Source organism: Halomonas sp. GFAJ-1 (assembly GCA_002966495.1).
Lineage (GTDB): Bacteria > Pseudomonadota > Gammaproteobacteria > Pseudomonadales > Halomonadaceae > Vreelandella.
Map to the genome: position 1 here is coordinate 1,138,414 of CP016490.1, position 23,516 is coordinate 1,161,929.

Genomic DNA, 23,516 nt, shown 5'->3' on the forward strand with positions numbered 1-23,516 from the left:
TTATTTGAACGTTAGTTTGATAAACGTATATTTTGTTAAAGCTAAATTGTTATAAACCTATGGCGCGGCTATTGATCGACGTCACAGGCTGCATGGGCCATCGCCTCTTTGAGCACCGCTTGATCGCCGACGTGGTTGGCAAGTAACAGGATCAGGCGGGCATTGATGCGTTCGCTTTCGGCGTCGCTGCGGTCACGATGCAGCGCTGTAAGTGCCGCATAAAAGGCATCCGGGTCAGTGAAATTGGGGTTCAGTTCAAGCATTGGCATGGCGGCGTTCCTGAGAGGGCGTGTCAGCATCACTTGCAAGATGAACGCCTAGCGCACGGTCTAAAGCATCTTCAACCTTGTGAGCTGTAACGGCGTGCCAGCGAGCAGCAACGTGTTGGTCAGGGCGGATAAGGTATCCGGCACCTGCCTTCAAGCCGTATCGCTCTGTCACTAGACCTTCGGTATCGTCGATGAGGGTGGTGCGCGGCAGAGCGCTAAGCGCATTTGACGCGGAACTAGCGACCACCAGTCTTAAATCAGGGCGGCGTTCTAACAGCTCACCCAGCTCTTTTGACAAGGCGTCAGCGTGCCCGTCATCCATACGGCCATCGAGTAGCAACACAAAGCCATTGCCAAACTGGTTGAGCAGCCACGCGCTCTCTTTGCCTAACCGAATGGGGGCGTCTTTGACGGGACTGCCAGGGCGTAACTCGCTTGGGCCACCGTCAACATCGGGGGTATTAAGCGGTGAGTGGTCATAGCGACACGGCATGGAAAGGCGGCCGCTGTTGACCAGACTACGTGCGAAGGCATGTTTCTCAGCCAGCTCTAACGTCACATCGCGGAACACTTTGCTGATATGGCTCTTCGGGGTAATAAAGTCAGTGGCCCGGGTAGAGTTAAGGATGTTTTCTGCCGCGCCGTGCTGGCGCTCAGCGTTATACGTGGACAAAAGCAACGCAGGCGCTTGCTGCTTGAGAACCCGAACAAGCTTCCATACCAAGTTATCCACACCTTGTAGGGCACCATTAGCCCCTCTGGCGCCAAAGGGAGATACCTGATGCGCCGCGTCGCCCATAAATATCACGCTGTGATGAATAAAGTTATCCATCTTGCGGCAGCGGAAGGTGTAGACACTGGCCCACTCAAGCTCGAACTCCACGTCTTGGCCAAGCATTGCCTGCACGCGTGGGCGAATGTTCTCCTCTTTCTTCTCTTCTTCCGGGTCAGCGTCCCAGCCTAGCTGGAAGTCGATACGCCAAACATTGTCCGGTTCCTTGTGCAGCAGCACTGACTGGTTAGGATGGAAGGGCGGGTCAAACCAGAACCAGCGCTCTGTTGGGAAGTCGGCCTTCATCACCACATCCGCAATCAGGAAGCGGTCCTGAAATACCTGGCCTTTGCACTCTAGGCCCAGCATGTCGCGGATTCGGCTGTTAGCGCCATCCGAAACAAGAAGATAGTCACAGGTCAGCTGATAGTCACCCTCCTGAGTCGAGACCGTGATGGCGGTGCTGTCGGGCTGAGCGTCAACATCAATGACCTTATGCTTCCAGCGAAGGTCAATGTGCTCAGCAAAGTCGTGAGCACGGTTGACCAGGAACTCTTCAAAGTAATACTGCTGCAAGTTAATAAAGGCCGGAATACGGTGGCCGTCTTCGGGCAGCAGGTTGAAGTCGTAGACTTCGCGGTCTTGGAAAAAGACGCGGCCGTGCTGCCAAGTAACGCCTTTTTCAAGCATCGGCTCGACACAGCCCAGGCGGTCGACAATTTCCAGCGAACGTTTAGCAAAGCACAGTGCCCGTGACCCGACGCTAACGGTGTTGTTATCGTCCAGGACAATCGAATTAATGCCTTGCTGAGCCAAGTCGATAGCGGCAGCGAGGCCGCTGGGCCCGGCACCGACAATCACTACCGGGTAATGGCGAACGTCTGGAGCATCGAGCTCAGGCGGGCGTCGGTAAGGATAGACAGGATTTTTATAGGTTGTTGGCATCTATTACTCCCCTACAGCGTCGGGTGCGTTGCCCCCGACAGCTGGGCATGATCAGTGGGTGTCACTGGTGAGGCACTTACTGATTTTCAACGGCGTCCTGCAGCGAGTGCCACATAGCGGTATCACGCTCTGCCGTCCAGATGCGGGGATCTGGGTATTCGCCGCCTGCTTCGTCGTAGCAGCGAGTGATGTCGAAAGGGACACAGTGATCGAAAATGACCCAGTGGCCATACTTCGGCTTAAGTAGCGCGTAGGTCTCGGCGTAGCACTCAGAGAGTGATTTGCCCGCTGCCTTACCGGCTTTGACGCTTCCGTACATGTCATTCAAGAAGTCGCGGGTGCCTTGAATAGCTTCCTGGCACTGTTCGGCAGTTTGCAGTGCATCGCCGCGACCGGGCACCAGCTTTTGAGGCTGCATGGCCTGCAGGCGGTCAAGCGTGGCAGGCCAGTCTTCGTGGTAAGCATCGCCGGTGTAGGGGGTCGCGCCATACTCAACCAGGTCGCCGGCAAATATCACTTTTTCTTTCGGTAACCAAACGATGGTGTCGCCCTTGGTGTGTCCGCGGCCCAAGTGGATGATCTGTACCTCGCGCTCACCCATGAAGACGGTCAGTTTTTCCTGGAAGACAGTGGTTGGCCAGGTTAAACCAGGGACAGAATCGACCCCTTTGAACAAGCGCGGGAAGCGGCCGACTTCTGATTCATAGTCTTGCTGGCCACGCTCTACAATCAGGTCATAGGTGTTCTGGCTTGCGTATATGTTCTCAGCATCGTACGCCGAAGCACCGAGAACACGCACCGCATGGTAGTGGCTCATGACCACATGCTTAATCGGCAGGTCAGTTACCTCGCGAATACGGCGGATAACGTCCTGGGCCATGATGGGCGTGGCCTGGGTGTCGATGACCATTACGCTGTCATCGCCAATCACAATACCGGTATTGGGATCACCTTCGGCCGTGTAGGCGTAAAGCCCTTCTGCCAGCTTGGTGAAACTGATCTGTTTCTCTTCGGTATCGGCATGGGATGCGAATTTCTTGCTCATGGTATCTCCGGTGCTATCAGGGTGATTCAGATCGTTGTACGACAGGAGAATAGTTTCTTATGAAACTAAATGTCCAGTATGCTGTGTGCCGGATGGGTCTTTTTTTGCAAGGTATTAACAATAAATCTGAAAAAATCAGCTGTTTAATGCAAAATAAGACTTAGGTCTAATGATTAAAATCTGTAAATTGGTTGCATAAGATACCATATGGGGGCAGTGTTCACGGCTGTGATGAGCTTCATAGAGGCTCACTAGCTTTAACGAGGAGTGATGTCAGTCACGCGTTTGATGCGCCTGCTGCTATATCGAGACATGGAGTTTATGCCGCCACGAGAAGTGCTGACGAGGCACAATATCAGTGTGATAGGCGCGTTGCTGGTGCCCATATTCCCAGCTATCGTGCTGTTTTTTTGCCATCATCCGGCGGCACTAGGAGAAATACAATGACGATGGATAAAGCAGACGGCGAGGCCTCTTTGGACTCTTCAGCCAGGGCAGAGCTAGACCTTAATCAGTTTCTACCCTATCAGCTGAATCGCCTCGCTGACCGCATCAGCCAGGCGTTAGAGAAGCTTTATGCTGAGTCCTATGAGCTCAACATCGCCCAGTGGCGCGTACTTGCATGGCTTAGCCACTGCGACGATTTAACCGCGAAGAAGGTATGTGCCTATACCAACATGGACAAGGCGCGCGTGTCTCGCGCTATTCAGTCGCTGGAAGAACGCGGATTAATCAGCCGGACGCCCTCGCAGCAGGACCAGCGGTTACATGACTTACAGCTAACGGAAACTGGGCAAGCGCTACTCAATAAGTTAGTGCCCGAAGCCCAAGCGTGGGAAGCCAATCTGGTGTCAACCCTAAGCGTTGGTGAGTATCGTGACCTGCTTAATACCATGCGCAAGCTTGAACGGCAGTTGGAGAGAATTGGCTAAAGGCCAGAGAGAGGCAAAACGAGACACGTTGGCGAATGCTAAGCGGCATGCTCTCAATGGGGCGTCGTTAGTGGCTCAGTAGGTAATATTTGTGTAACAAAAAGCTGAGAGAAAAATAATCCCCTATAGTCATTGGTAGCGACTCAAGGGAGTGGTTGCTTTTCATATAAATCATTGTAATTTAATAAAAAAATACTTATTAATACTTAAGTATTAGCATCTATTAGTCGATGGGTCGTTGCACGACCCACGTATCTGCAGGCATCGTGATAAATAACGTGATTCATATATTTTTATTAATATGATAATAAAGTATCACGTTGAGCGCTTCCGCTTCGTGACGACTAGAGGAAAGAAAAGTGAATAAAACAACAAACTTAATGGTCGGCGCCATTGCCGCCGCAACGCTGAGCACCTCCGCCTTTGCACAAACAACCATCACCGTGAGTACCTGGGCTGGCCCGAATCACGGCATCAACACCATGGTATGGCCAACGTGGAAAGCGTGGATTGAAGAAGCAACGGAAGGTCGCGTAACCGTAGACGTGATACATGATATGGGGCCCCCGGCTTCTCAGATGGAAATGGTGGCCGATGGTATCGCCGATGCGACCTGGGTTTTCCACGGCTATAACACTGGTCGCTTTCAGCTAACCAAGCTTCCGGAATTTCCCACTTTCCAGGACTTCTCATCGGAACATGCCTCCAGTGCCTACTGGCGTACCCACCAGGAGTATCTGGCAGCGGCAGGTGAACACCGTGGCGTTGATGTTGTGGCCGCCGGTGTCCACGGGCCCGGCTGGATCTTTAGCAGTGAGCAGTACGAAACCTTAGAAGACCTTAAAGGCAAGCGCATTCGCGTAGGCGGTGGCGTAATGGGAGACCTCTCTAACGCCCTGGGACTGACCGGTGTTGCCTTGCCGCCTACCGGGGTTTACGAAGCTGGCTCTCAGGGTGTTATTGACGGTGCGATGCTGGTTCCTGAAGGGCTGCGCAGTTTCCGTGTTGCGGAGATCTTCCCCTACACCCTCAAAGTTGATGGTGGTTTCTATCGCGGCAGTTTCACCATTGTTGTCAATCCGATGATCTGGGATGAAATGTCGCCTGAAGATCGTGAAGCCGTTGAATCTGTTTCTGGTGAGCGCTTATCTCGCCTGTTCGGCTACATGATGGACGTATCCGATGTGCGGGGCGTCGACTTTGCAGAAGAGCTTGGCCACACCTTTACCGAACTCGGTAGCGATGACCTCAACACACTGCAAAGTATGAGTGACAGCATGATTGCTGAGTGGGCTGAGTCTGTCTCAGAAAACCGTAACGTCGATGCGATGGCCGCTATCGAATTCTATCGCGAGCAGCTTATTGCTGCAGCGGAAGAAGAGAGCGTAAGTGGCCTAGTACCTGATGACTTAGCACCTTAAGACTTAGCCCCTGATAACTCAAAGTAAGTACTTACTGGCGCTAGACGGAGAGCGACCATGCAAACCCAAATGGCACGTGCTACGCGCGTTAGCCGGGTTCTGCAGATGATGCTAGAGGGGGTGGCCGGCGCTACCCTCTTTGGCATGATGCTGTTGACCACTGCTGACGTAGGCGGCCGCTACTTTTTTAACTCCCCCATCCTTGGCACCGTTGAATTAACCCAACTGATGTTGGCAGCGCTGGTATTTCTGTCGCTGCCGGTCGTTTGTTGGCGTCAAGAGCATGTCGCTGTTGATCTGCTTGATGCGGTTTTCCCAGCCAAGCTTGTCTGGATACGTGAAGTGATTGTTAACCTAATCGTGACGGCCGCCCTGTGGGTGATGGCGCAGCGCGTGTGGGCACTGGCAGAGCGCGCTTTCTCATGGGGAGACGTGACCGAGTTTTTGCGCATTCCACGCGGCTATCTGATCGGGTTGATCGCTATCATGCTCGCGCTTTCAGCGCTACTCACTCTCATGCGAGCCGGTTTCTATTTGCTCGAAGGGCTCAAGGTAATCGAAAAAGGTGGCCCATTGAGCAAAGGAGAGTCTCATGACTGAAGCGCTGTACGGTTTCGCAGTACTGTTGGTATTAGTCTTTCTACGCGTGCCCCTGGCGTTTGCGATGGGTATCGTCGGTTTTGCCGGGTTCTATTTTCTCACCGGTAACTGGAATGCGGCTGAGGCAATGGCGGCGCGCCGTGTGGTCGATACGGCTATGGACTATGGTCTGTCGGTCATACCCTTGTTCATTCTAATGGGCAACTTTGTTTCCCATGCGGGATTATCCGATGCCTTGTTTCGAGCATCTAATGGCTTTCTAGGTCACCGCAAGGGTGGTCAGGCGATGGCGACGATTGTTGCCTGTGGCGGTTTTAGTGCGATATGTGGATCGAGCTTGGCGACGTGCGCGACCATGGGCCGAGTTGCCATGCCGCAAATGCGCAAATATGGCTATAAGGATTCGCTTGCCGCTGCCTCCATTGCTGCGGGTGGCACCTTGGGTATCTTGATACCACCGAGCGTTATGTTGGTGATTTATGGAATTCTGACCGAAACCAGTATTCGTGAGCTGTTCGCGGCTGGCTTTATTCCCGGCATTCTTGGCATTTTTCTTTATATAGGTGCCATCAAGTGGGTTCTCTGGCGTGACCCCAGTGCAGGTCCTGCAGCAGAGAGAGTGCCATGGGCAGAGCGGATTCAAGCACTAAAAAGCGTAGGCAGTACGCTAGCGCTGTTTGTGCTGGTGATTGGCGGTATTTACCTAGGCGTGTTTACGCCCACAGAAGCAGCCGGTATTGGTGCGATGGGTGCATTTTTGATTGCACTGACGCGGCGTGCGCTGACACCACAAGTGTTGATGAATGTGTTGATGGACACCGTGCGTACTACGGCGATGCTATTTGCCGTGGTTTTAACGGCGCTGATCTTCGCTAACTTTATCAACCGTGCGGGGCTGCCTGGAGACTTGCTGGCGCTGGTTAATGGCCTCAATGTGGCACCTTTTGTGGTCATTCTGGTGATTATCGCTATCTACGTGATACTGGGCTGTGTGTTTGAAAGCATGTCGATGATGCTGCTAACCGTGCCGGTATTTTTCCCCGTCGTTGCGGGGCTAGGTTACGACTTGGTGTGGTTTGGCATACTTGTCGTTATTGTCATCGAGATCAGTTTGATAACGCCCCCTGTTGGTATGAACGTGTTCGTATTGCGGGCTGTATTGCCGGATGTATCAACGGGCACTATCTTCCGTGGCGTCACCCCTTTCTGGGTCGCAGGTACCATCCGCGCACTACTCGTGCTTATCTTCCCAGCGATTGTGCTGTTCCTGCCGCAGCTGCTGTATTAACGCTGTGCGATTAATGCGGTTCTATTAACGTCCGTGCTAAAGAAACGGATGACAGGGTAAGTGCCCTGTCATCCGTTTTTGTCTTGCTTTTTGTCTAGCTGTATCGGCTGAGACGTTACTGGCGTTTCGCGACCAGCGTTAGAATGTCGTAGCTGGCGACCAGCTCATCATGTTGATTGGTCACGGCCACGTCCCACATCACCACGCCTTGTGGGTGCCCGTCGGGAGAGGCCCGGCCCTGATCAATTTTGCGTTTACAGGTTAGGCGGGCGCGGATGGTATCGCCGACCAGCACAGGTGTAATAAAGCGCAGAGTATCCAGGCCGTAGTTAGCCAGTACGGGGCCTTCGCCTGGGTAGACGAACAGACCCGCAGCCGCCGACAGTACAAAGTAACCATGGGCAATACGTTGGCCGAACTGGGTCTCTTTCGCGGCAATGTCGTCGAAGTGCATGTAGAAATGGTCGCCGGAAAGGCAGCCAAAATTGACGATGTCAGCTTCGGTAACGGTGCGGCGGTGGGTGAGCAGTGACTCACCCACCTGCAGGTCGTCGAAATGGCGGCGGAACGGGTGGATATCGTTCTCGATCACCTTGGCGCCACGCACATACTCCCCTGTGACTGCCGCCAGCATGGTCGGAGAGCCTTGGATAGCGGTGCGCTGCAGGTAGTGGTGAACTGCACGAATACCGCCGAGTTCCTCGCCACCGCCTGCGCGGCCAGGCCCACCATGCTTGAGCATCGGTAGCGGAGAGCCGTGACCCGTAGACTCCTTTGATGCCTGAGCATCTAGAATGTGCAGGCGGCCGTGCTGGGCGGCCAGCACGGGGATCATTTCGGCAGCAATGGCGGGGTCTTTTGTGGTCAGCGTAGTTACCAGGCTGCCTTTGCCCTTGGCGGCGATGGCCAGCGCTTCGTCGATACCGCTGTAAGGCATTAGCGTCGCAACAGGGCCAAAGGCTTCAATGTCGTGAGCGCCGCCATCGTTCAGTGGGTTGCGGTTGATCAGGAGCTGGGGGGTGATGAAAGCACCGTTTTCCACGCCCTGGCCGACAGGCTTGAAGCTGCCATCTCTGCCAAAAACGCACTCGCTGGTTTCCAGCAGCTGCTCGATAGCTTCGTTTACGTCGCGTAGCTGGTCGCCGGACGAGAGCGCGCCCATGCGCACACCTTCTTCATTGGGGTCGCCGACCACGATTCTGGAAAGTCGCTCTTTAATCATGTCCGCCAATGTATCCAGATGCTCGGCGGGCACTAACACTCGACGAATCGCGGTACATTTCTGGCCTGCCTTGGCGGTCATTTCCTTGACCACTTCTTTGGCAAAGATCTCGAACTCTTCATCTTCCGGGCTTACATCAGGGGCCATGATGGCGCTATTGAGTGAATCCGCTTCAGCGTTGAAGGGAATGCTCTTTGCCATAATGTTAGGGTGGCCTTTCAGCATTAGGGCGGTATTCGCTGAGCCGGTAAAGGTCACAAAGTCTTGTTCTTCTAGGTGATCTAGTAGGTCGCCCGCCCCGCCAATCACCAGTTGCAGCGCACCTTCCGGCAGTAGGCCAGAGTCGATGATGACGCGCACCGCAGCTTCGGTCAGGTAGCTGGTCGCAGTGGCCGGTTTGAAGATACACGGCATGCCTGCCAGAAAGGCGGGCGCGAACTTCTCTAACATGCCCCAGATGGGGAAGTTGAAGGCATTAATATGCACCGAGACACCGCGGCGGGGCACCAGAATGTGGGTGCCGTTGAAGTGGTTCTCTTTACCTAGCTGGGTCACTGGGCCTTCGTGGGCCACATTGCCGGAGGGCAGTTCCTTACGCCCCGTGGAGGCGTAGGTAAACAGGGTGCCGAAACCACCGTCAATGTCGATCCAAGAGTCAGCCTTGGTGCAGCCGGTGTGGTGGGAGATGGCATAGAGCTCACGCTTACGCTCTTGGATATAGGCGGCCAGCGCCTTAAGAATGGCAGCCCGCTGCTGGAAATCCAGCGCCAACATATTTTTTACGCCGGTGTGGCGGGCATACGCCACCGCCTCGCGGAAATCGATTGCTTCTTGGTGAGTGTGCGCAACGGTCTCGCCGTTGATGGCGCTGATTAGTGCTTTGGACTCGGTTTTGCCAAACCACTGACCGGCAATGTAACTCTGTAAAACTGGCATTGCGTGTTCTCCCGTACAACATAGACAAAGCCGGCGCGGTCGCCGGCTTGGAAGTAGGTGGACTAGGGCTTACACCTCGTCAAAATCGAGGACCACCTTGTCGCTGATCGGATAGCACTGGCAGGACAGTACGTAGCCAGCATCTATTTCGTAATCTTCCAGAGCGTAATTAGCGTCCATTTCCACCTCCCCTTCGATGACTTTGGACTTGCAGGTGGAGCACACGCCAGCCTTGCACGAGAACGGTAGGTCGGCGCCGTGCTCGTTACCTGCATCGAGAATATTCTGGGTATTGCGGGGCAGCTTATATTCGATGGTGCGGCCGTCGATGATCACTTTGATGTGCGAAGTTTCTGCTTCAAGCTGAGCGGCGCTGGTTGCCTGGCGGCGCTTGGCGCCTGCGGTCGGTAGCCCCGTCGTGAAAAGCTCAAAGTGCACCTTGTCCTTCGGTAGTCCGTGGTCGGTCAAGACATCACGCACAATCTCGGTCATCTCTTGCGGACCACAGATAAATGCAGCGTCGAGATTGGGTACGTCTACCCAGCGATCAAACAGGGCATTGCACTTATCGACATCGATACGGCCGTTATACAGCTCGATTTCATGTTGTTCGCGGCTGAACACGTAAATGATGTTGAGGCGTTCTAGGTAACGATCCTTGAGATCCTGTAGTCGCTCGCGAAACAGCGTGCCCGTGGTAGAACGGTTGCCATAGATGACGGTAAAACGACTTTTTGGCTCGCTTTCCAGGGTGGTGGAAACAATCGACATGATGGGGGTGACGCCGCTGCCAGCGGTCACCGCCAGATAATGGCCTTCACGGCTGGGATCAAGCGGCACGAAGAACTTGCCTTGGGGCGGCATCACGTCAAGGCGATCACCAGGCTTTAATTGTTGGTTGGCAAAGCTGGAAAAGCTGCCGCCTGGCACTAGCTTGACGGCGACTCTCATCTCATGTTCGTGGACGCCGGTGCAGATTGAATAAGAGCGTCGGACATCTTCGCCGTTGATGTCGTGGCGCAGTGTCAGGTACTGCCCCTGGGTGAAACGAAAGGCGTCCAGCAGGTCGTCGGGAATGTCGAAAGCAATGGAAACAGCATCATGGGTTTCCTTGCGTACATCCTTGACGGTCAGGGCGTGAAATCGGCTCATGGGAAATGGTCTCGTCGTTTTACAGACACTTGAAATAATCGAAAGGCTCCAGGCAATCGCGGCAGCGGTAGAGCGCCTTGCAAGCTGTAGAGCCGAATTCGCTGACGCGTTCGGTCGCGTTGCTGCCACATAAAGGGCAGGGCACTACCGGATCAGACTGGCCTGTCAGGCTACGTTTGCTAGCACTTCCTACCGGCGGTGCGATGCCGTAGGCGCGCAATTTTTCGCGCCCTTCGTCGGTCAGCCAGTCGGTGGTCCAGGCGGGGGATAGGCGGCGCTGAATCAGCGGGTCTGAGTAGCCAGCGGCCACCAGTGCTTCATGGATATGCTGTTCAATAACTTCCGTTGCTGGGCAACCGGAGTAAGTTGGCGTTACGTTGACCGCCAACCGACCGTCCACCCAATCGATATCGCGCACAATTCCCAGCTCAACCACGCTGACCACAGGCACTTCCGGGTCTGGCACTTCCTGTAAAACGGCCAGTACAGCGTCGACATCGCCTTTTTCGCCCGCTCGTGGCAGCCCGCTGCGGTCGCTGCCGATCAGGTCTCTGGAGGGCCAGTCATCGATAGGCCCGTCACTGACAGGCCCATTACCGATAGGAGCAGGCGTTGGGTTACCAGACGGTCGCATCAGGATACGTCCTCGGCAGGTATTGCATTTCCGCCAACAAAAAGCCCAAGTGCTCGGTGTGATGCCCAACTTTGCCGCCGGTATACATCCAAGCGTCGTAGGAAGGGCGTTCCAGCGTGGCTTCCTCAAGCACCTCTTCCACCGTCGCTTTCCAGCGAGCGGCAATGGTTTCCGGATCAGGCGCGATACCGGCCTCTATCATGGCCTGGTCAATTTCGTCGGTTTGCAATAGCTCGCCGGTAAACTGCCAGAGGTTATTGAGGGCGCGCTGCATACGGGTGTGGCTCTCTTCGGTGCCATCGCCCAGGCGAATAACCCATTCGGAGGAGCGGCGTAGGTGGTACGTTGCTTCCTTGAGTGACTTGGCGGCCACTTCAGCAATGCGCGGGTCGCTGGATTCGGCTAGGCCGTCAAGTAGGTGAACATGCCATGCATCGAACAGGAACTGGCGTCCCATGATGTCGGCGAAGTCACCGTTGGGCTGTTCGGCGATCAGCAGGTTGCGAAAGTCGTGTGCGTCGCGGCGAAAAGCCAGGTGATCGGCATCAATTTTATGCTGGCTGCCACCGCCTTCAGCGGCTATCAGCTCAGCCGCATAGCCTAGCCAGTTGCGCGCCTGTCCGAACAGATCAAGACCCACATTCATCAACGCCATTTCTTCTTCCAGCGCGGGGGCCTTGCCACACAGCTGCGCGTGGCGCTGACCCAGTACTAAAGCGCTGTCGCCAAGGCGTAGCAGGTAATCGGTCAACGGTGTTTGTGTTTTTTGAGCTATGTTTTTTTGAACTGAGTTTTTCAGAGCTAGGTTCTGCATCACTGCCTCCCTCACATGTGGCCGACTTCTTTCGGCAGTTTGTAGAAGGATGCGTGGCGATAGACCTTGTCATTAGACGGGTCGAACAGCGGCTCTTTCTCGTCGGGAGAAGATGCGGTGATTTCGCTGGCCGGAACCACCCAGATGCTTACCCCTTCATTACGGCGGGTATAAAGCTCGCGGGCATTTTCAATTGCCATGCAGCGATCGGCGGCGTGTACGCTACCGACGTGCTTGTGGTTAAGACCATGCTTGCTGCGTATAAAAACTTCGAAGAGGGGCCAGTCAGCCATGAGAGAAGCCTCAGTGGTCAGAGGAGCCTCGGCTCGCGAGACTCCCTATTGTTGTAAGGATCACGTGTTTTAAGAGCAGGTTTTAAAATCAGGCCGCTCGTCGTTGACGTTTGGCGGCATAGGCCACGGCGGCTTCACGTACCCAGGCACCGTTATCGATGGCGCTGCGACGTGCCTCGACACGCTCGCGGTTGCAGGGGCCGTTGCCTTTCACTACGTCAAAAAACTCCTGCCAGTCGATTTCACCGAACTCATAGTGACCGGTCTCTTCGTTATATTTGAGATCCGGATCAGGGGCGGTGCAGCCCAGCAGCTCTAGCTGCGGTACGGTTTGGTCGAGGAAGCGCTGACGCAACTCATCGTTGCTGTGGCGTTTGATCTTCCAGGCCATCGATTGAGCGCTGTTGGGTGAGTTCTCATCGGATGGCCCGAACATCATTAGCGATGGCCACCAGAAACGGTTGATGGAGTCCTGCACCATGGCTTTCTGGTCGTCAGTGCCCTCCTGCATCATGGTCAACAGAATTTGATAACCCTGGCGCTGATGGAAGCTCTCTTCCTTGCACACGCGAATCATGGCGCGCGCGTAGGGGCCGTAAGAGGTGCGCTGTAGCGGTACCTGATTGACGATGGCAGCGCCGTCGACCAGCCAGCCGATCGTGCCCATGTCAGCCCAGTTGAGCGTGGGGTAGTTGAAGATGCTGGAGTACTTGGCGCGGCCATCGTGAAGCTTGTCGATCTCTTCGTCGCGGTCGGCACCTAGCGTTTCCATGGCGCTATAAAGGTACAGGCCGTGACCCGCCTCGTCCTGAATCTTGGCCATTAGCTGCAGTTTGCGCTTAAGGGTCGGTGCACGTGTCAGCCAGTTACCTTCCGGCAGCATACCGACGATCTCGGAGTGCGCGTGTTGAGAAATCTGACGGATCAACGTCTTACGGTAGGCATCCGGCATCCAATTCTTGGGTTCTATTTTAATTTCATCATTGATGCGCTCCTGGAACTGGCGTTCTTCAGGGCTCATCTCATCAAGCGTTTTAAGTTTGTTAGAACCGGTTTCAACGAGCTGCGCGTACATAGAGACCTCCGCGGCGTCGGACTATCAGGGAGTGTGGCTTATCTTGTTTAAAGTATAGTGACACAAAATATTTTATCAACAAGTATTTTTATGTATCGCTTTAAGACTTTGTGATTACGAATAAAGGAAAGATGTCTGTTTTATATAGTAAAAATGACCAAGGATAAGTGATTCTGAATGTGATATTTTTTCTGACGTTTACTGACTATTTGGGTGTAAAAAAGCCCCTGTAGGGGAGTTCCTAAAGGGGCTGTGTTGGCGCGGCGTTGCTTATCAGAGGCCGCTAAGCGTTAAGGAGCTGAATCAGCGAAGGTCCTTGACGCGTCTGGCCTTGCCCAGCGAACGCATAACGCTCTCTACCGGACACACTTCAACCTGGGTGCTAATACCGATATACGTCTTGATGGCATGCTGAAGCTGTTTCGCGGCGTCTTCACAAGCTACGGGGTCGCGGGCGATGTCATGATGATTCGCTTCTACACGAACAAGCACCATGTCCATATTGCCTTGGCGGCTGACTTCGATCTCGTAGTGGGGAGAAAGTGACGCGATCTTAAGTAGCTGCTCTTCGATCTGGGTGGGGAACACATTAACCCCGCGAATGATCAGCATGTCGTCGCTGCGGCCAGTGATCTTGTCGATGCGCCGCATAGGGCGCGCAGTGCCTGGCAGTAGGCGGGTCAGGTCGCGGGTGCGGTAACGAATCACCGGCAGGCCTTCTTTGGTTAGGGTGGTGAATACCAGCTCGCCGTACTCACCGTCTGGCAGGACGTCACCGCTGACTGGGTCGATGATTTCGGGATAGAAGTGATCTTCCCAGATGGTGGGGCCATCTTTGGTTTCGAGGCACTCCATGCCCACGCCCGGCCCCATTACCTCGGAGAGCCCGTAAATATCGAGGGCATCGATGCCCAGACGCTGCTCTAGGGCAGTGCGCATGCTGTCGGTCCAGGGTTCGGCACCGAAAATGCCGGTGCGCAGCGGCAGTGTATGTGGATCGATGCCTTGGCGCTCCATCTCGTCAGCAATGTTGAGCATGTACGAGGGCGTGACCATGATGATGTCCGGCTGGAAATCACGGATCAGCTGAACCTGTTTCTCCGTCTGGCCCCCCGACATGGGTATGACTGCGCAGCCCAGGCGCTCGGCACCGTAATGCGCGCCCAGCCCGCCGGTGAACAGGCCGTAGCCATACGCCACATGCACTTTGTCGCTGCGGCTGCCGCCAGCGGCGCGGATTGAGCGCGCCACCACATCGGACCACACATCAATATCTTTCTGGGTGTAGCCCACCACCGTGGGCTGCCCAGTAGTGCCGCTGGACGCGTGAATGCGCACGATCTCGCTCATTGGCGTGGCCAACATGCCAAACGGGTAGTTGTCGCGCAGATCGGCCTTGGTGGTGAACGGTAGTTTGGCGAGATCCGCTAGCGTCTGGATATCGTCGGGATGCACTCCTGCTCTGTCGAAAGACTGGCGATAGAACGGCACATTGTCGTAAGCGTGCTTCAGGCTCCACTTCAGGCGCTTGACCTGAGTGGCGCGCAGCTCGTCGATGCTGGCGGTTTCCAAGGGGTCGAGAGTCGCAGTGTCGATACGCGTAGCGGGCTGATTCATCAGGAGTCTCCGGTCAAGCAAGTTGTTATTGGGTCAACGTTTCATGAGCCATGGGCTGGGTAGTGATCCATGAAGTCGTGGCCTATGAAATCGTCTTATAAGCGCTCGATGATTAGAGCAATGCCCTGTCCGACACCAATACACATGGTGCATAGCGCAAAGCGTCCTTGCCGACGTTCGAGTTCATGCAAGGCAGTGGTCACAAGCCGAGCGCCGCTCATGCCCAGCGGGTGGCCGAGTGCAATAGCGCCCCCATTGGGATTGACGTGTTCGGCATCATCGCTCAGGCCCAGGTCGCGCATGACTGCCAACGCTTGAGCAGCAAAGGCTTCATTGAGTTCGATCACGTCCATCTGTTCGAGGGTAAGCCCGGTCTGGGCAAGTACCTTACGGGTGGCGGGAGAGGGGCCGAACCCCATGATGCGCGGCTCCACCCCAGCGGTGGCCATGCCTACCACGCGGGCGCGGGCTTTTAAGCCAAAACGCTCTGCTTGCTCGGGGGATGCCAGCAGCAGCGCACAGGCGCCATCGTTAACCCCAGAGGCATTACCCGCTGTCACACTGCCGCCTTCGCGGAAGGGAGTGGGTAGCTTGGCGAGCTGCTCGGCGGTCGTGGCGGCGCGCGGGTGCTCGTCGGTATCCACCACTAACGGGTCTTGTTTGCGGCGGGGGATTTCGACCGGAACGATCTCTTCAGCAAGGCGGCCAGCCTCCATAGCGGCGGCGGTACGCTGCTGGCTGCGCAGTGCAAAAGCGTCCTGGTCTTCTCGGGAAATGCCAAACTGCTCAGCCACGTTTTCAGCGGTTTCGGGCATGGAGTCCACGCCGAACTGAGCTTTCATTGCACGATTGATAAAGCGCCAGCCAATGGTCGTATCGAAAATATCGGCTTGGCGTGAGAAAGCTTGCTCCGCCTTGCCCATCACGAAGGGCGCCCGGGACATCGACTCCACCCCGCCAGCAATCATTAGCCCCGCTTCGCCGGTCTTGATGGTGCGGGCGGCATTGCCGATGGCGTCCATGCCAGAGCCGCAAAGGCGGTTGATGGTGGAGCCAGGCACCTCGACCGGAAGCCCGGCCAGCAGCGCGGACATGCGCGCCACGTTGCGGTTATCTTCCCCTGCTTGGTTGGCGCAGCCGTAAAAGATATCGTCAATCAGCGACCAGTCGACGTTCGGGTTGCGTTCCATCAGGGTGCGCATGGGTATGGCCCCCAGGTCATCGGCACGCATGCTCGAAAGTGCGCCGCCGTAGCGTCCTATTGGGGTACGAATGGCATCAATGATCAGCGCGTCTTTCATTGGTTATCTCCAGCGGCAGTATTTTCTGCGTCAGTGTCTTCCAAGCGGCGTACGCTGCCGCGAATTTTGTAGGAACGCCCGCGGAACAGGGCAACGGTATCGCCGTGCTGATTGCGCAGCGTGATGTCATAAATGCCGGTGCGTCCGCGTCGGCTGCGCTCTTCGGCAGTGGCGGTCAGTTCATCGCCTAGTTGGCCAGGGCCGAGGTAGTCGATGCTGCAGCCTGAGGCCACCGTGGCCTCATCGTAACTATTGCAGGCAAACGCAAAGGCGGAATCAGCCAGGGCAAACAGAAACCCGCCATGGCAGTTGCCGTGACCCTGCACCATATCCTGGCGTACGGTCATGGTCAGTTCTGCAAAGCCAGGGGCTACGCGGATAATCCGCATGCCCAGCCCTTGGCTGGCATGGTCACGGGCAAACATTGCCTCGGCACAGGCTTCCGCCAGCTGTTGTGGGGTCAGTTGGGCATCACTCATGGAAGCTTCCCCCGCCCAAGGCGTTGCGACGCAGCAGGAACGAGCTGCGATAGCGCTCTTCGCCGTAGCTCTGCTGCAGGTGTGTAAGGGTGCGGTGAACGAAGGGCAGGCCCAGTGAGTCTGCCCAGGCCAGAGGGCCTTGTGGGTAGTTAACGCCCGCCTGCATCGCTAGGTCGCCATCCTTAGCGCTGCACACGCCTTGCAGCACGGCATCGGCAGCTTCATTAGCGAGCATGGTCACGGTACGTAGCACTACCAGCCCCGGCGTGTCGGTTAGCCAGGCTACGTCCATACCCAGGCGCTGGAAGAAAGCGGTGGCCAGTTGGAGGGCCTCGGGTGATGTTGTGTGGCTAGCAGCAAGCGCAATGGCGCTGGCGCTGCGGTAGTCCAGGCATAAGTCGAACAGTACCAGAGTATCGAGCCCTTCATTGGCCGCACGTTCGGCGGCGCAGCGTCCGTCGCTAAGCGCCAGTACCAGATCGCCTAGGTATAGGCGAGGGGAGCCATCTTGCTGTAGCGATTCGCGATACACCACGTTGAGACCAGCTTCTTGAGCGCGTTCCAGCAGTGGCGCGAGAGTGCTGTTGGCACCCTGTACGACAAGTGCTGGTAGCTCCGTATTTGCTGGTTCGGCAAACGTAGGCTGCGGCTTCGCAGCGCCTTCAGCGTAGTCGAAGAAACCTTGACCGGACTTACGCCCCAGGCGTCCGGCTTCAACCAACGCTTGCTGTACTAAGGAAGGCTCGAAACGGGTGTCGCCGTAGTAAGCGTCAAACACCGAGCGGGTCACCGCGTAGTTCACGTCATGACCGATCAGGTCCATCAGTTCGAAAGGCCCCATGCGGAACCCGCCGGCTTGACGCAGCAAGGCATCGATAGTGGCGGCATCGCTGGCACCTTCCTGCAGCAGGCGTAGCCCTTCGGCATAAAATGGCCGCGCCACGCGGTTAACAATAAACCCAGGGGTAGAGCTTGCGTGTACCGCCACCTTGCCCCAGGCGCTAGCGGTATCGAAAAGGGTGTTCGCAACATCTGCGGTGGTCGCCAGACCTGACACCACTTCTACTAGCTTCATCACTGGGGCGGGGTTAAAGAAGTGAAGCCCCGCCATGCGTTCAGGGCGTTCAAGGTTCGCTGCAATGGAGGTGATCGATAGTGACGAGGTATTACTGGCGAGCAATGTATCCGGCGAGCATAGCGCTTCGAGCTGGGCGAACACCTGCCGTTTAACCTCAAGGTTTTCAACAATGGCTTCAATAATTAGGCGGCTGTCGGCCAGGGCGTCGATTGTGTCGGCGGGCTGTAGGCGAGCCATGATGTTATCCACATCGGCTTGGCTCACCTTGCCCTTGGCAACGCGCTTTTCCAGCTGGCGGCGAATGTTGTTGATACCTGCTTTGGCGGCACCCGGCTGATTGTCGTGCAAGATTACCGAGTGGCCAGCCTGGGCGGCTACCTGAGCGATACCGGCACCCATGGCGCCTGCGCCGATCACGCCAATAACGGCGGACGTGGGTAGGGCTGCCATATCACTCTCCCTTGAAGGTGGGGCGACGTTTTTCCATAAAGGCGCTGACACCTTCGCGGTAGTCGTCGGAGCGCCCGGCAAGGCGTTGCAGATCGCGCTCCAGATCGAGCTGTTCGTTGAAGCTGTTATCGCTGCTGGCATGCAGGGCGCGTTTGATAAGCGCCAAGCCGCGCGTCGGCTGTGTGGCCAAGTGGCGAGCCATGTTCATGGCTTCTTCCTGAAGCGCCTCATCGTCGACGCAGCGCCAAATCATGCCCCACTGTTCGGCAGTCTCGGCGGGCAGCTTGTCACCAAGCATCGCCAGGCCCTTGGCACGCGCCATGCCCACTAAGTGAGGCAGGGTCCAGGTGCCGCCGGAGTCGGGAATCAAGCCGATTTTACAGAAAGCCTGAATAAAGCTCGCCGAGCGTGCGGCCAATACGATGTCGCAGGCCAGGGCGATGTTGGCACCGGCACCTGCGGCCACGCCGTTCACCGCACAAATGGTCGGGAACGGCATATCTTTAAGAGCGCGCAGCATGGGGTTGTAGCGTTTCTCAAGTGACTCGCCGAGATCGGGGGCTTGCTCACCGGGGGCAACGCTGCGGTCGGAAAGATCTTGGCCAGCGCAGAAGCCGCGTCCGTTGCCGGTCAGCAACAAAGCGCGAACGCTTGGGTCCTGGCACACGTCCTTAAGCGCCTTGCGCATCTCGGCATGCATCTCAGTATTGAAGCTGTTCAAGCTGTCGGGGCGGTTTAGCGTAATGCAGGCAACGCCGTCTTCCACGGTGTAAAGCAGGGGCGCTTGGCTCATGGGGTATATCCTTGTGTCAGTGCCCTTGAAAAGTGGCAGGTCGTTTTTCTTGGAAGGCGCGAATGCCCTCTTCGCGGTCGGCGGTACCCGCCAGTAAGGTGAATGCATGGCGTTCAAAGCGCAGGCCGGTGGCTAGGTCGGTATCCATCGCCTTGTGCAGCGATTCCCGCGCTAAACGCACCGCCAGCGGTGCCTTGGCGGCGATGCGTGTTGCAATGGCCATGGCGTGTTCAAGGGTGAGTTCGGGTTGGGTAATCTCGCTAATCAGGCCAGCTTCGAGGGCACGGCGAGCAGAAATTGGCTCGCCGGTCAGCACCATTTGGGTAGCCAGAGATTTGCCTACCGCTCTAAGCAATCGTTGGGTGCCGCCAGCGCCGGGCATGATGCCCAGGTTGATTTCCGGCTGGCCAAACAGGGCGTTTTCACCGGCAATGATGATGTCGGCATGCATGGCCAGTTCGCAGCCACCGCCCAAGGCATAGCCATTGACGGCGGCAATGATCGGTTTGCGAAAGCGCGTAATGGTGGCCCAGTGGTGCTGGCGAGGATCTTCCAGCATGCCCACCAGATCGCGTTCGGCCATTTCGTTAATATCCGCACCGGCGGCGAACGCTTTCGCACTGCCGGTAATCACCACGGCGCGAACGTTGTCGTCACTATCAGCCTTGCTCAAGGTGTCGGCGAGCTCGCCGAGAAGCTGCGTATTAAGCGCATTCAGTGCGTCTGGGCGATTCAGCGTGATGCATAAAACGCCTTCCTGGGGTGGGGTTGTTTTTAGAGTAGTGGGCATTTTTACCTCAGTTCGGCCTGTGGCGCACAGGATGAATATCTGCCGAGTATAGGTTTATTTTGATACGCATCAATATTGTTTATATGTTTTTAGTGTGTCGCTTAACGTTATTTTTGATCATTTGTTTTTTATTAACAATGGCTTTAGTGCATTTTGGCGAACGAAATATGGTTGTTAGACCATGGTATGAAGCCTGGGTGCGTGGCTAAAAAAGCGACTTTTAACCCCTATATTTCGAGTTTTTAGATATCAGTTCACCCGTTCTTTAGTAAGTGGTGACAAGGAAAGCGTTTGATGTTTTGTTACGGGAAAGATAGTCTTAAAAAATATAGCGTATCAAAAAAATAAGTGAGTGCAGGAGCGCCCCATGACGCAATCAGCGCAGCAGATGTTCGACCTTCATCGTGAGATTCTTGACCAAGCTGTCGACGCCATTTCCAGCCGTAATTTCTGGACGCCCTATCCAGAAAGCATGCGGAAATACCCTGAGGATGCCGTTAAAGCGGCGCCGTCGACGTTCGAGTCACTACTCAATCAGCCATTTGCACTTAATGGTGTTGGCAGCACCCAGCAAGTGGGTGGCGAAGTGTCACCTTATGGCTTTGAACTCGGCATTACGTATGACCAGCCAAACCTCGACGAGCTGGTAGCGGCCATGCAAGTAGCAATGCGCGACTGGCGGGATGCCGGGGCGCAAGCGCGTGTTGGGGTGTGTCTGGAAGTCCTGTCACGCCTTAATGTCATGAGCCCAGAGATCGCCCAGGCGGTGATGCATACTAGCGGCCAGGGGCCGTTGATGGCGTTTCAAGCGGGTGGGCCGCATGCCCAGGATCGCGGCCTTGAAGCCGTGGCCTATGCTTGGCAGGCAATGGCTCAGATTCCCGCTACCGCGAAATGGGTCAAGGCCCAGGGCAAGCATGATCCCATTGTCATGGATAAGCGTTTTCACATCGTTCCGCGCGGTATCTCGTTGGTAGTGGCCTGTTCCACGTTTCCCACCTGGAATACGTATCCTGGCTTGTTTGCCAGTCTGGCGACGGGCAATCCGGTCATCCTTAAGCCACACCCTGGCGCTATTTTGCCTGTGGCAATGACTGCACGTGTTGTTCAGCAAGTATTGGAGGAAGCAGGCTTTGATCCTTGTCTGGTTAGCCTGGTACCCGACACTGTCGATGCGCCGCTTACCAAGACGCTGGCGCTTGACCCTGCGGTCAAACTAATCGATTTCACCGGCTCCAACGCGTTCGGAGACTGGCTAATACAGAACGCCACCCAAGCTCAGGTGTTTGCCGAGAAAGCCGGCATCAACACGGTTATTATCGACAGTGTGGATAACCTTAAAGCGGTCACGGCGAACCTGGCCTTCTCGCTGAGCCTCTATTCTGGGCAGATGTGCACGACCCCTCAGGCCATTTATGTACCGAAAAGCGGGATCGAAACAGCGGATGGCCATTTAAGCTTTGATGACGTGGCGGCCGCGCTTGCGAAAGCTGTCCAGGCGTTTCTGAGTGACAATGACCGCGCCTGCACGGTGTTAGGTGCCCTGCAGTCAGTAGACACGCGAGCACGAATTGATGAATGTCGTGGGCTGGGCGATATAGCGCTGGATAGCGAGTTACGCAAACACGCCCAATTCCCTGACGCCCGCATCCACACGCCGCTTATCCTCAAGGTAGATGCAGCGCAGAAAGCTGCCTACAGTGAGGAGCGCTTCGGCCCGATAAGCTTTGTCATCGCGACTGAGAACACCGCGCATAGCATTGAGCTGGCGCGGGAGGTGATTCGGGAAAAGGGCGCGATAACACTCGGTGCCTACACCACCGATGAGGCCGTGGCCGCACAGTTCGAGCAGCTGGCGATGGATGTGGCCGTTCCGCTGTCTCTGAACCTGGATGGGGGGATATTCGTCAACCAGTCGGCTGCTTTTAGTGACTTTCACGCCACGGGCGGTAATCCGGCAGCCAATGCTTCCTTATGTAACCAAGCCTTTGTCGCCAGCCGTTTCGTGGTGGTGCAAAGCCGTCGCCACAGCCCATCAAACTAACGGAGAACGTTATGCCTTACTATCGACTTGAAGGGGTGACGCCGGTGGTGCACCCGACGGCTTATGTTCACCCAACCGCAGTATTGATCGGGGATGTGATTGTTGGCCCCGGCTGTTATGTAGGTCCCGGCGCGGTGATGCGTGGCGATTTCGGCCGCCTGGTGCTGGAAGAGGGCGCGAACCTTCAGGATACCTGCGTGATGCACGGCTTTCCAGGTTGCGTCACTAAGGTCGAGAAGGATGGCCATATCGGCCATGGCGCGGTATTGCATGGCTGCGTGATTGGGCGTGATGCCATGGTCGGTATGAACGCCGTGGTGATGGACGGCGCTAACATTGCTGAGCGGTCTATCGTTGCCGCGGCGGCATTCGTCAAGGCAGGCTTCGAGTGTGAGCCGCAGTCGCTGGTGATGGGGGCGCCTGCAAAGGTTAAGCGGGCGCTGAGTGATGAGGAGTTTGCCTGGAAGCAGCAGGGTACCCAAGAGTATCAGCGCTTAGTAACCCGTTGCCGTGACAGCTTGGAGTCCTGTGAGCCGCTGGCAGAGCTCGATGCTGATCGGCCAACCTTACTGGCCGGTGATACACAACCTAAGCAGCAGACGCTGGATAAGTCGCCACAACCATGAACTATTCCAGCCCGCCGAAGCGCTGGTAGAAGCTGGGGCCGGGGGCTGGTAATGGGCCCTCGGCGGTTTCCAGATGTCGGTCTAGCCAGCGTTCTGCGCGTTCGTAGAGCAAGCGATAGAGGTTGCGGCAGAGCTGATGGGCGTAGCGACCTTCCCATGCCGTGGGGAGTAGTTCGTCAGGCAGGAGGGGGTCACGTAATTGAACCTTGCGATACTCGTGAATCAGCAAGGTGCGAGCAATGAAGCACTCTTCCTGCCCTAAATGGTTCTCTGCGCTGAGCGCATTCCAGAGTGGGCGAAACTTAACGAGAAAACGCTGGTAAAGTTCGGCGAGTTCATCGAGGTTCCAGCTATCTCTGACCTGCAGGCGCAGTGGCTTGCTGGTCATGGGCTCCATGGTCTGGGTTTGCATCACGATCGTGTCGTCTACCGCATCCAACTCTTGCAAAGTTACCATGGTCTCTGCGCATGACAGCGTAGGGTGAGCCAGCACGCCCTGAGCAAAACTACCAAAGCCGAGCCATTCAAGCTCATCACGAATTTGTTGGCGTCGGTCTGGGGGAAGCTGTGTCAGCAGCACCAATGTCCACTGGCCCGACCAGGGCGGCTGGGCGCCGTGATAGACGCGCTTGAAAGCTTGTTCAAAACGCCGCCGCCCTGGGCCACTCAATCGGTAATAGCTGCGACGGCCCACCTTCTCGCCCCGCAGCCAAGTTTCAGTGGTCAGCCTGTAAACAGAGGTGCGCACCAACCGCTCATTGATCCCGATGGACTCCACCAGTTTCGACAGACTGCCCAACCACACAGTACCGCCCCGCGGAACGATAGAGTCACCATAGACGGTAATAATCAGTGAACCAGCGCGAATTGGCCGACGCTTCTGGAAGCCATCAATAAGCGTAGCGACGCAGTCTTTAGCTGACGACATGGTGGATGTTGA

Annotated in this window: 22 protein-coding genes; 6 read left to right on the forward strand and 16 right to left on the reverse strand. The window is 56.0% G+C overall.

The genetic code is table 11. The annotated features are described in order from the left end of the window. Positions 1 to 68: 68 nt before the first annotated feature. From BB497_05235 to BB497_05245, 3 genes are all read right to left on the reverse strand, one after another. Positions 69 to 269 carry a hypothetical protein gene (locus tag BB497_05235; protein AVI62153.1) on the reverse strand — a complete coding sequence of 67 codons (201 nt, stop codon included), beginning with the start codon at positions 267 to 269 and terminating at the stop codon, positions 69 to 71. After that, positions 256 to 1,986 (reverse strand): FAD-dependent oxidoreductase, encoded by a 1,731-nt coding sequence (locus BB497_05240; protein ID AVI62154.1) that lies wholly within the window; start codon positions 1,984 to 1,986, stop codon positions 256 to 258. The genes BB497_05235 and BB497_05240 overlap by 14 nt, the downstream gene beginning before the upstream one ends. Before the next feature lie 76 nt (positions 1,987 to 2,062). Next, on the reverse strand, positions 2,063 to 3,031 hold the full coding sequence (locus BB497_05245; GenBank protein ID AVI62155.1) for an MBL fold metallo-hydrolase: 969 nt from the start codon (positions 3,029 to 3,031) through the stop codon (positions 2,063 to 2,065). A 443-nt stretch (positions 3,032 to 3,474) separates the two neighbouring features. On the opposite strand from BB497_05245, the gene BB497_05250 reads away from it, so the two are divergent. From BB497_05250 to BB497_05265, 4 genes are all read left to right on the forward strand, one after another. Beyond that, positions 3,475 to 3,963 carry a MarR family transcriptional regulator gene (locus tag BB497_05250; GenBank protein AVI62156.1) on the forward strand — a complete coding sequence of 163 codons (489 nt, stop codon included), beginning with the start codon at positions 3,475 to 3,477 and terminating at the stop codon, positions 3,961 to 3,963. 359 nt (positions 3,964 to 4,322) lie between these two features. Then, complete coding sequence (locus tag BB497_05255) at positions 4,323 to 5,384, forward strand: C4-dicarboxylate ABC transporter substrate-binding protein (GenBank protein AVI62157.1); 1,062 nt, start codon at positions 4,323 to 4,325, stop codon at positions 5,382 to 5,384. A gap of 57 nt (positions 5,385 to 5,441) precedes the next feature. After that, positions 5,442 to 5,984, forward strand: coding sequence for a C4-dicarboxylate ABC transporter permease (locus BB497_05260; GenBank protein AVI62158.1), 543 nt, complete (start codon positions 5,442 to 5,444; stop codon positions 5,982 to 5,984). Beyond that, positions 5,977 to 7,272 carry a C4-dicarboxylate ABC transporter permease gene (locus BB497_05265; GenBank protein AVI62159.1) on the forward strand — a complete coding sequence of 432 codons (1,296 nt, stop codon included), beginning with the start codon at positions 5,977 to 5,979 and terminating at the stop codon, positions 7,270 to 7,272. Before BB497_05260 ends, BB497_05265 begins: the two co-directional genes overlap by 8 nt. A 115-nt stretch (positions 7,273 to 7,387) precedes the next feature. Here BB497_05265 and BB497_05270 read toward each other — a convergent pair whose 3' ends face one another. From BB497_05270 to BB497_05325, 12 genes are all read right to left on the reverse strand, one after another. Beyond that, positions 7,388 to 9,430: a phenylacetic acid degradation bifunctional protein PaaZ gene (locus BB497_05270; protein ID AVI62160.1), complete on the reverse strand. Its 2,043-nt coding sequence runs from the start codon at positions 9,428 to 9,430 to the stop codon at positions 7,388 to 7,390. A 69-nt stretch (positions 9,431 to 9,499) separates the two neighbouring features. Continuing rightward, on the reverse strand, positions 9,500 to 10,582 hold the full coding sequence (locus BB497_05275) for a phenylacetic acid degradation protein (GenBank protein ID AVI62161.1): 1,083 nt from the start codon (positions 10,580 to 10,582) through the stop codon (positions 9,500 to 9,502). Positions 10,583 to 10,601: 19 nt separating this feature from the next. Next, on the reverse strand, positions 10,602 to 11,153 hold the full coding sequence (locus BB497_05280; GenBank protein AVI64264.1) for a phenylacetate-CoA oxygenase subunit PaaJ: 552 nt from the start codon (positions 11,151 to 11,153) through the stop codon (positions 10,602 to 10,604). 46 nt (positions 11,154 to 11,199) lie between these two features. Further along, entirely contained in the window at positions 11,200 to 12,030 is an 831-nt protein-coding gene (locus tag BB497_05285; GenBank protein AVI62162.1) for a phenylacetate-CoA oxygenase subunit PaaI, read from the reverse strand. 11 nt (positions 12,031 to 12,041) lie between these two features. Then, the gene (locus BB497_05290; protein AVI62163.1) at positions 12,042 to 12,323 is read right to left on the reverse strand and encodes a 1,2-phenylacetyl-CoA epoxidase subunit B; all 282 of its coding nucleotides are present in this window, start codon (positions 12,321 to 12,323) and stop codon (positions 12,042 to 12,044) included. 88 nt (positions 12,324 to 12,411) lie between these two features. Next, positions 12,412 to 13,398, reverse strand: a complete 987-nt coding sequence (locus BB497_05295) for a 1,2-phenylacetyl-CoA epoxidase subunit A (protein AVI62164.1) — start codon at positions 13,396 to 13,398, stop codon at positions 12,412 to 12,414. 303 nt (positions 13,399 to 13,701) lie between these two features. Then, entirely contained in the window at positions 13,702 to 15,015 is a 1,314-nt protein-coding gene (locus BB497_05300) for a phenylacetate-CoA ligase (GenBank protein ID AVI62165.1), read from the reverse strand. 95 nt (positions 15,016 to 15,110) lie between these two features. After that, positions 15,111 to 16,316: a 3-oxoadipyl-CoA thiolase gene (locus BB497_05305; GenBank protein ID AVI62166.1), complete on the reverse strand. Its 1,206-nt coding sequence runs from the start codon at positions 16,314 to 16,316 to the stop codon at positions 15,111 to 15,113. Continuing rightward, entirely contained in the window at positions 16,313 to 16,795 is a 483-nt protein-coding gene (locus BB497_05310; protein ID AVI62167.1) for a phenylacetic acid degradation protein PaaD, read from the reverse strand. Before BB497_05310 ends, BB497_05305 begins: the two co-directional genes overlap by 4 nt. Beyond that, positions 16,788 to 18,323: a 3-hydroxyacyl-CoA dehydrogenase PaaC gene (locus BB497_05315; protein ID AVI62168.1), complete on the reverse strand. Its 1,536-nt coding sequence runs from the start codon at positions 18,321 to 18,323 to the stop codon at positions 16,788 to 16,790. Before BB497_05315 ends, BB497_05310 begins: the two co-directional genes overlap by 8 nt. A gap of 1 nt (position 18,324) precedes the next feature. Continuing rightward, positions 18,325 to 19,116: a 2-(1,2-epoxy-1,2-dihydrophenyl)acetyl-CoA isomerase gene (locus tag BB497_05320; GenBank protein ID AVI62169.1), complete on the reverse strand. Its 792-nt coding sequence runs from the start codon at positions 19,114 to 19,116 to the stop codon at positions 18,325 to 18,327. Between the two features lie 16 nt (positions 19,117 to 19,132). Continuing rightward, on the reverse strand, positions 19,133 to 19,906 hold the full coding sequence (locus tag BB497_05325; GenBank protein ID AVI62170.1) for a 2,3-dehydroadipyl-CoA hydratase: 774 nt from the start codon (positions 19,904 to 19,906) through the stop codon (positions 19,133 to 19,135). Between the two features lie 367 nt (positions 19,907 to 20,273). Between BB497_05325 and BB497_05330 the strand changes: the two genes are divergently transcribed. Both BB497_05330 and BB497_05335 read left to right on the forward strand, forming a co-directional pair. After that, positions 20,274 to 21,950: a phenylacetic acid degradation protein PaaN gene (locus tag BB497_05330; GenBank protein AVI62171.1), complete on the forward strand. Its 1,677-nt coding sequence runs from the start codon at positions 20,274 to 20,276 to the stop codon at positions 21,948 to 21,950. A gap of 11 nt (positions 21,951 to 21,961) precedes the next feature. Beyond that, positions 21,962 to 22,576, forward strand: a complete 615-nt coding sequence (locus BB497_05335; protein AVI62172.1) for a phenylacetic acid degradation protein PaaY — start codon at positions 21,962 to 21,964, stop codon at positions 22,574 to 22,576. A 1-nt stretch (position 22,577) separates the two neighbouring features. Here BB497_05335 and BB497_05340 read toward each other — a convergent pair whose 3' ends face one another. Next, positions 22,578 to 23,504: a phenylacetic acid degradation operon negative regulatory protein PaaX gene (locus BB497_05340; GenBank protein ID AVI62173.1), complete on the reverse strand. Its 927-nt coding sequence runs from the start codon at positions 23,502 to 23,504 to the stop codon at positions 22,578 to 22,580. Between the last annotated feature and the right edge of the window lie 12 nt (positions 23,505 to 23,516).

Coding starts and splice junctions, on each gene's coding strand:
- BB497_05290 (AVI62163.1), bottom strand. CDS start 12,323: ATGGCTGACTGGCCCCTCTTCGAAGTTTTTATACGCAGCAAGCATGGT.
- BB497_05295 (AVI62164.1), bottom strand. CDS start 13,398: ATGTACGCGCAGCTCGTTGAAACCGGTTCTAACAAACTTAAAACGCTT.
- BB497_05340 (AVI62173.1), bottom strand. CDS start 23,504: ATGTCGTCAGCTAAAGACTGCGTCGCTACGCTTATTGATGGCTTCCAG.
- BB497_05265 (AVI62159.1), top strand. CDS start 5,977: ATGACTGAAGCGCTGTACGGTTTCGCAGTACTGTTGGTATTAGTCTTT.
- BB497_05285 (AVI62162.1), bottom strand. CDS start 12,030: ATGCAGAACCTAGCTCTGAAAAACTCAGTTCAAAAAAACATAGCTCAA.
- BB497_05235 (AVI62153.1), bottom strand. CDS start 269: ATGCCAATGCTTGAACTGAACCCCAATTTCACTGACCCGGATGCCTTT.
- BB497_05240 (AVI62154.1), bottom strand. CDS start 1,986: ATGCCAACAACCTATAAAAATCCTGTCTATCCTTACCGACGCCCGCCT.
- BB497_05250 (AVI62156.1), top strand. CDS start 3,475: ATGACGATGGATAAAGCAGACGGCGAGGCCTCTTTGGACTCTTCAGCC.
- BB497_05300 (AVI62165.1), bottom strand. CDS start 15,015: ATGAATCAGCCCGCTACGCGTATCGACACTGCGACTCTCGACCCCTTG.
- BB497_05245 (AVI62155.1), bottom strand. CDS start 3,031: ATGAGCAAGAAATTCGCATCCCATGCCGATACCGAAGAGAAACAGATC.
- BB497_05320 (AVI62169.1), bottom strand. CDS start 19,116: ATGAGCCAAGCGCCCCTGCTTTACACCGTGGAAGACGGCGTTGCCTGC.
- BB497_05305 (AVI62166.1), bottom strand. CDS start 16,316: ATGAAAGACGCGCTGATCATTGATGCCATTCGTACCCCAATAGGACGC.
- BB497_05330 (AVI62171.1), top strand. CDS start 20,274: ATGACGCAATCAGCGCAGCAGATGTTCGACCTTCATCGTGAGATTCTT.
- BB497_05315 (AVI62168.1), bottom strand. CDS start 18,323: ATGGCAGCCCTACCCACGTCCGCCGTTATTGGCGTGATCGGCGCAGGC.
- BB497_05260 (AVI62158.1), top strand. CDS start 5,442: ATGCAAACCCAAATGGCACGTGCTACGCGCGTTAGCCGGGTTCTGCAG.
- BB497_05270 (AVI62160.1), bottom strand. CDS start 9,430: ATGCCAGTTTTACAGAGTTACATTGCCGGTCAGTGGTTTGGCAAAACC.
- BB497_05325 (AVI62170.1), bottom strand. CDS start 19,906: ATGCCCACTACTCTAAAAACAACCCCACCCCAGGAAGGCGTTTTATGC.
- BB497_05310 (AVI62167.1), bottom strand. CDS start 16,795: ATGAGTGATGCCCAACTGACCCCACAACAGCTGGCGGAAGCCTGTGCC.
- BB497_05275 (AVI62161.1), bottom strand. CDS start 10,582: ATGAGCCGATTTCACGCCCTGACCGTCAAGGATGTACGCAAGGAAACC.
- BB497_05335 (AVI62172.1), top strand. CDS start 21,962: ATGCCTTACTATCGACTTGAAGGGGTGACGCCGGTGGTGCACCCGACG.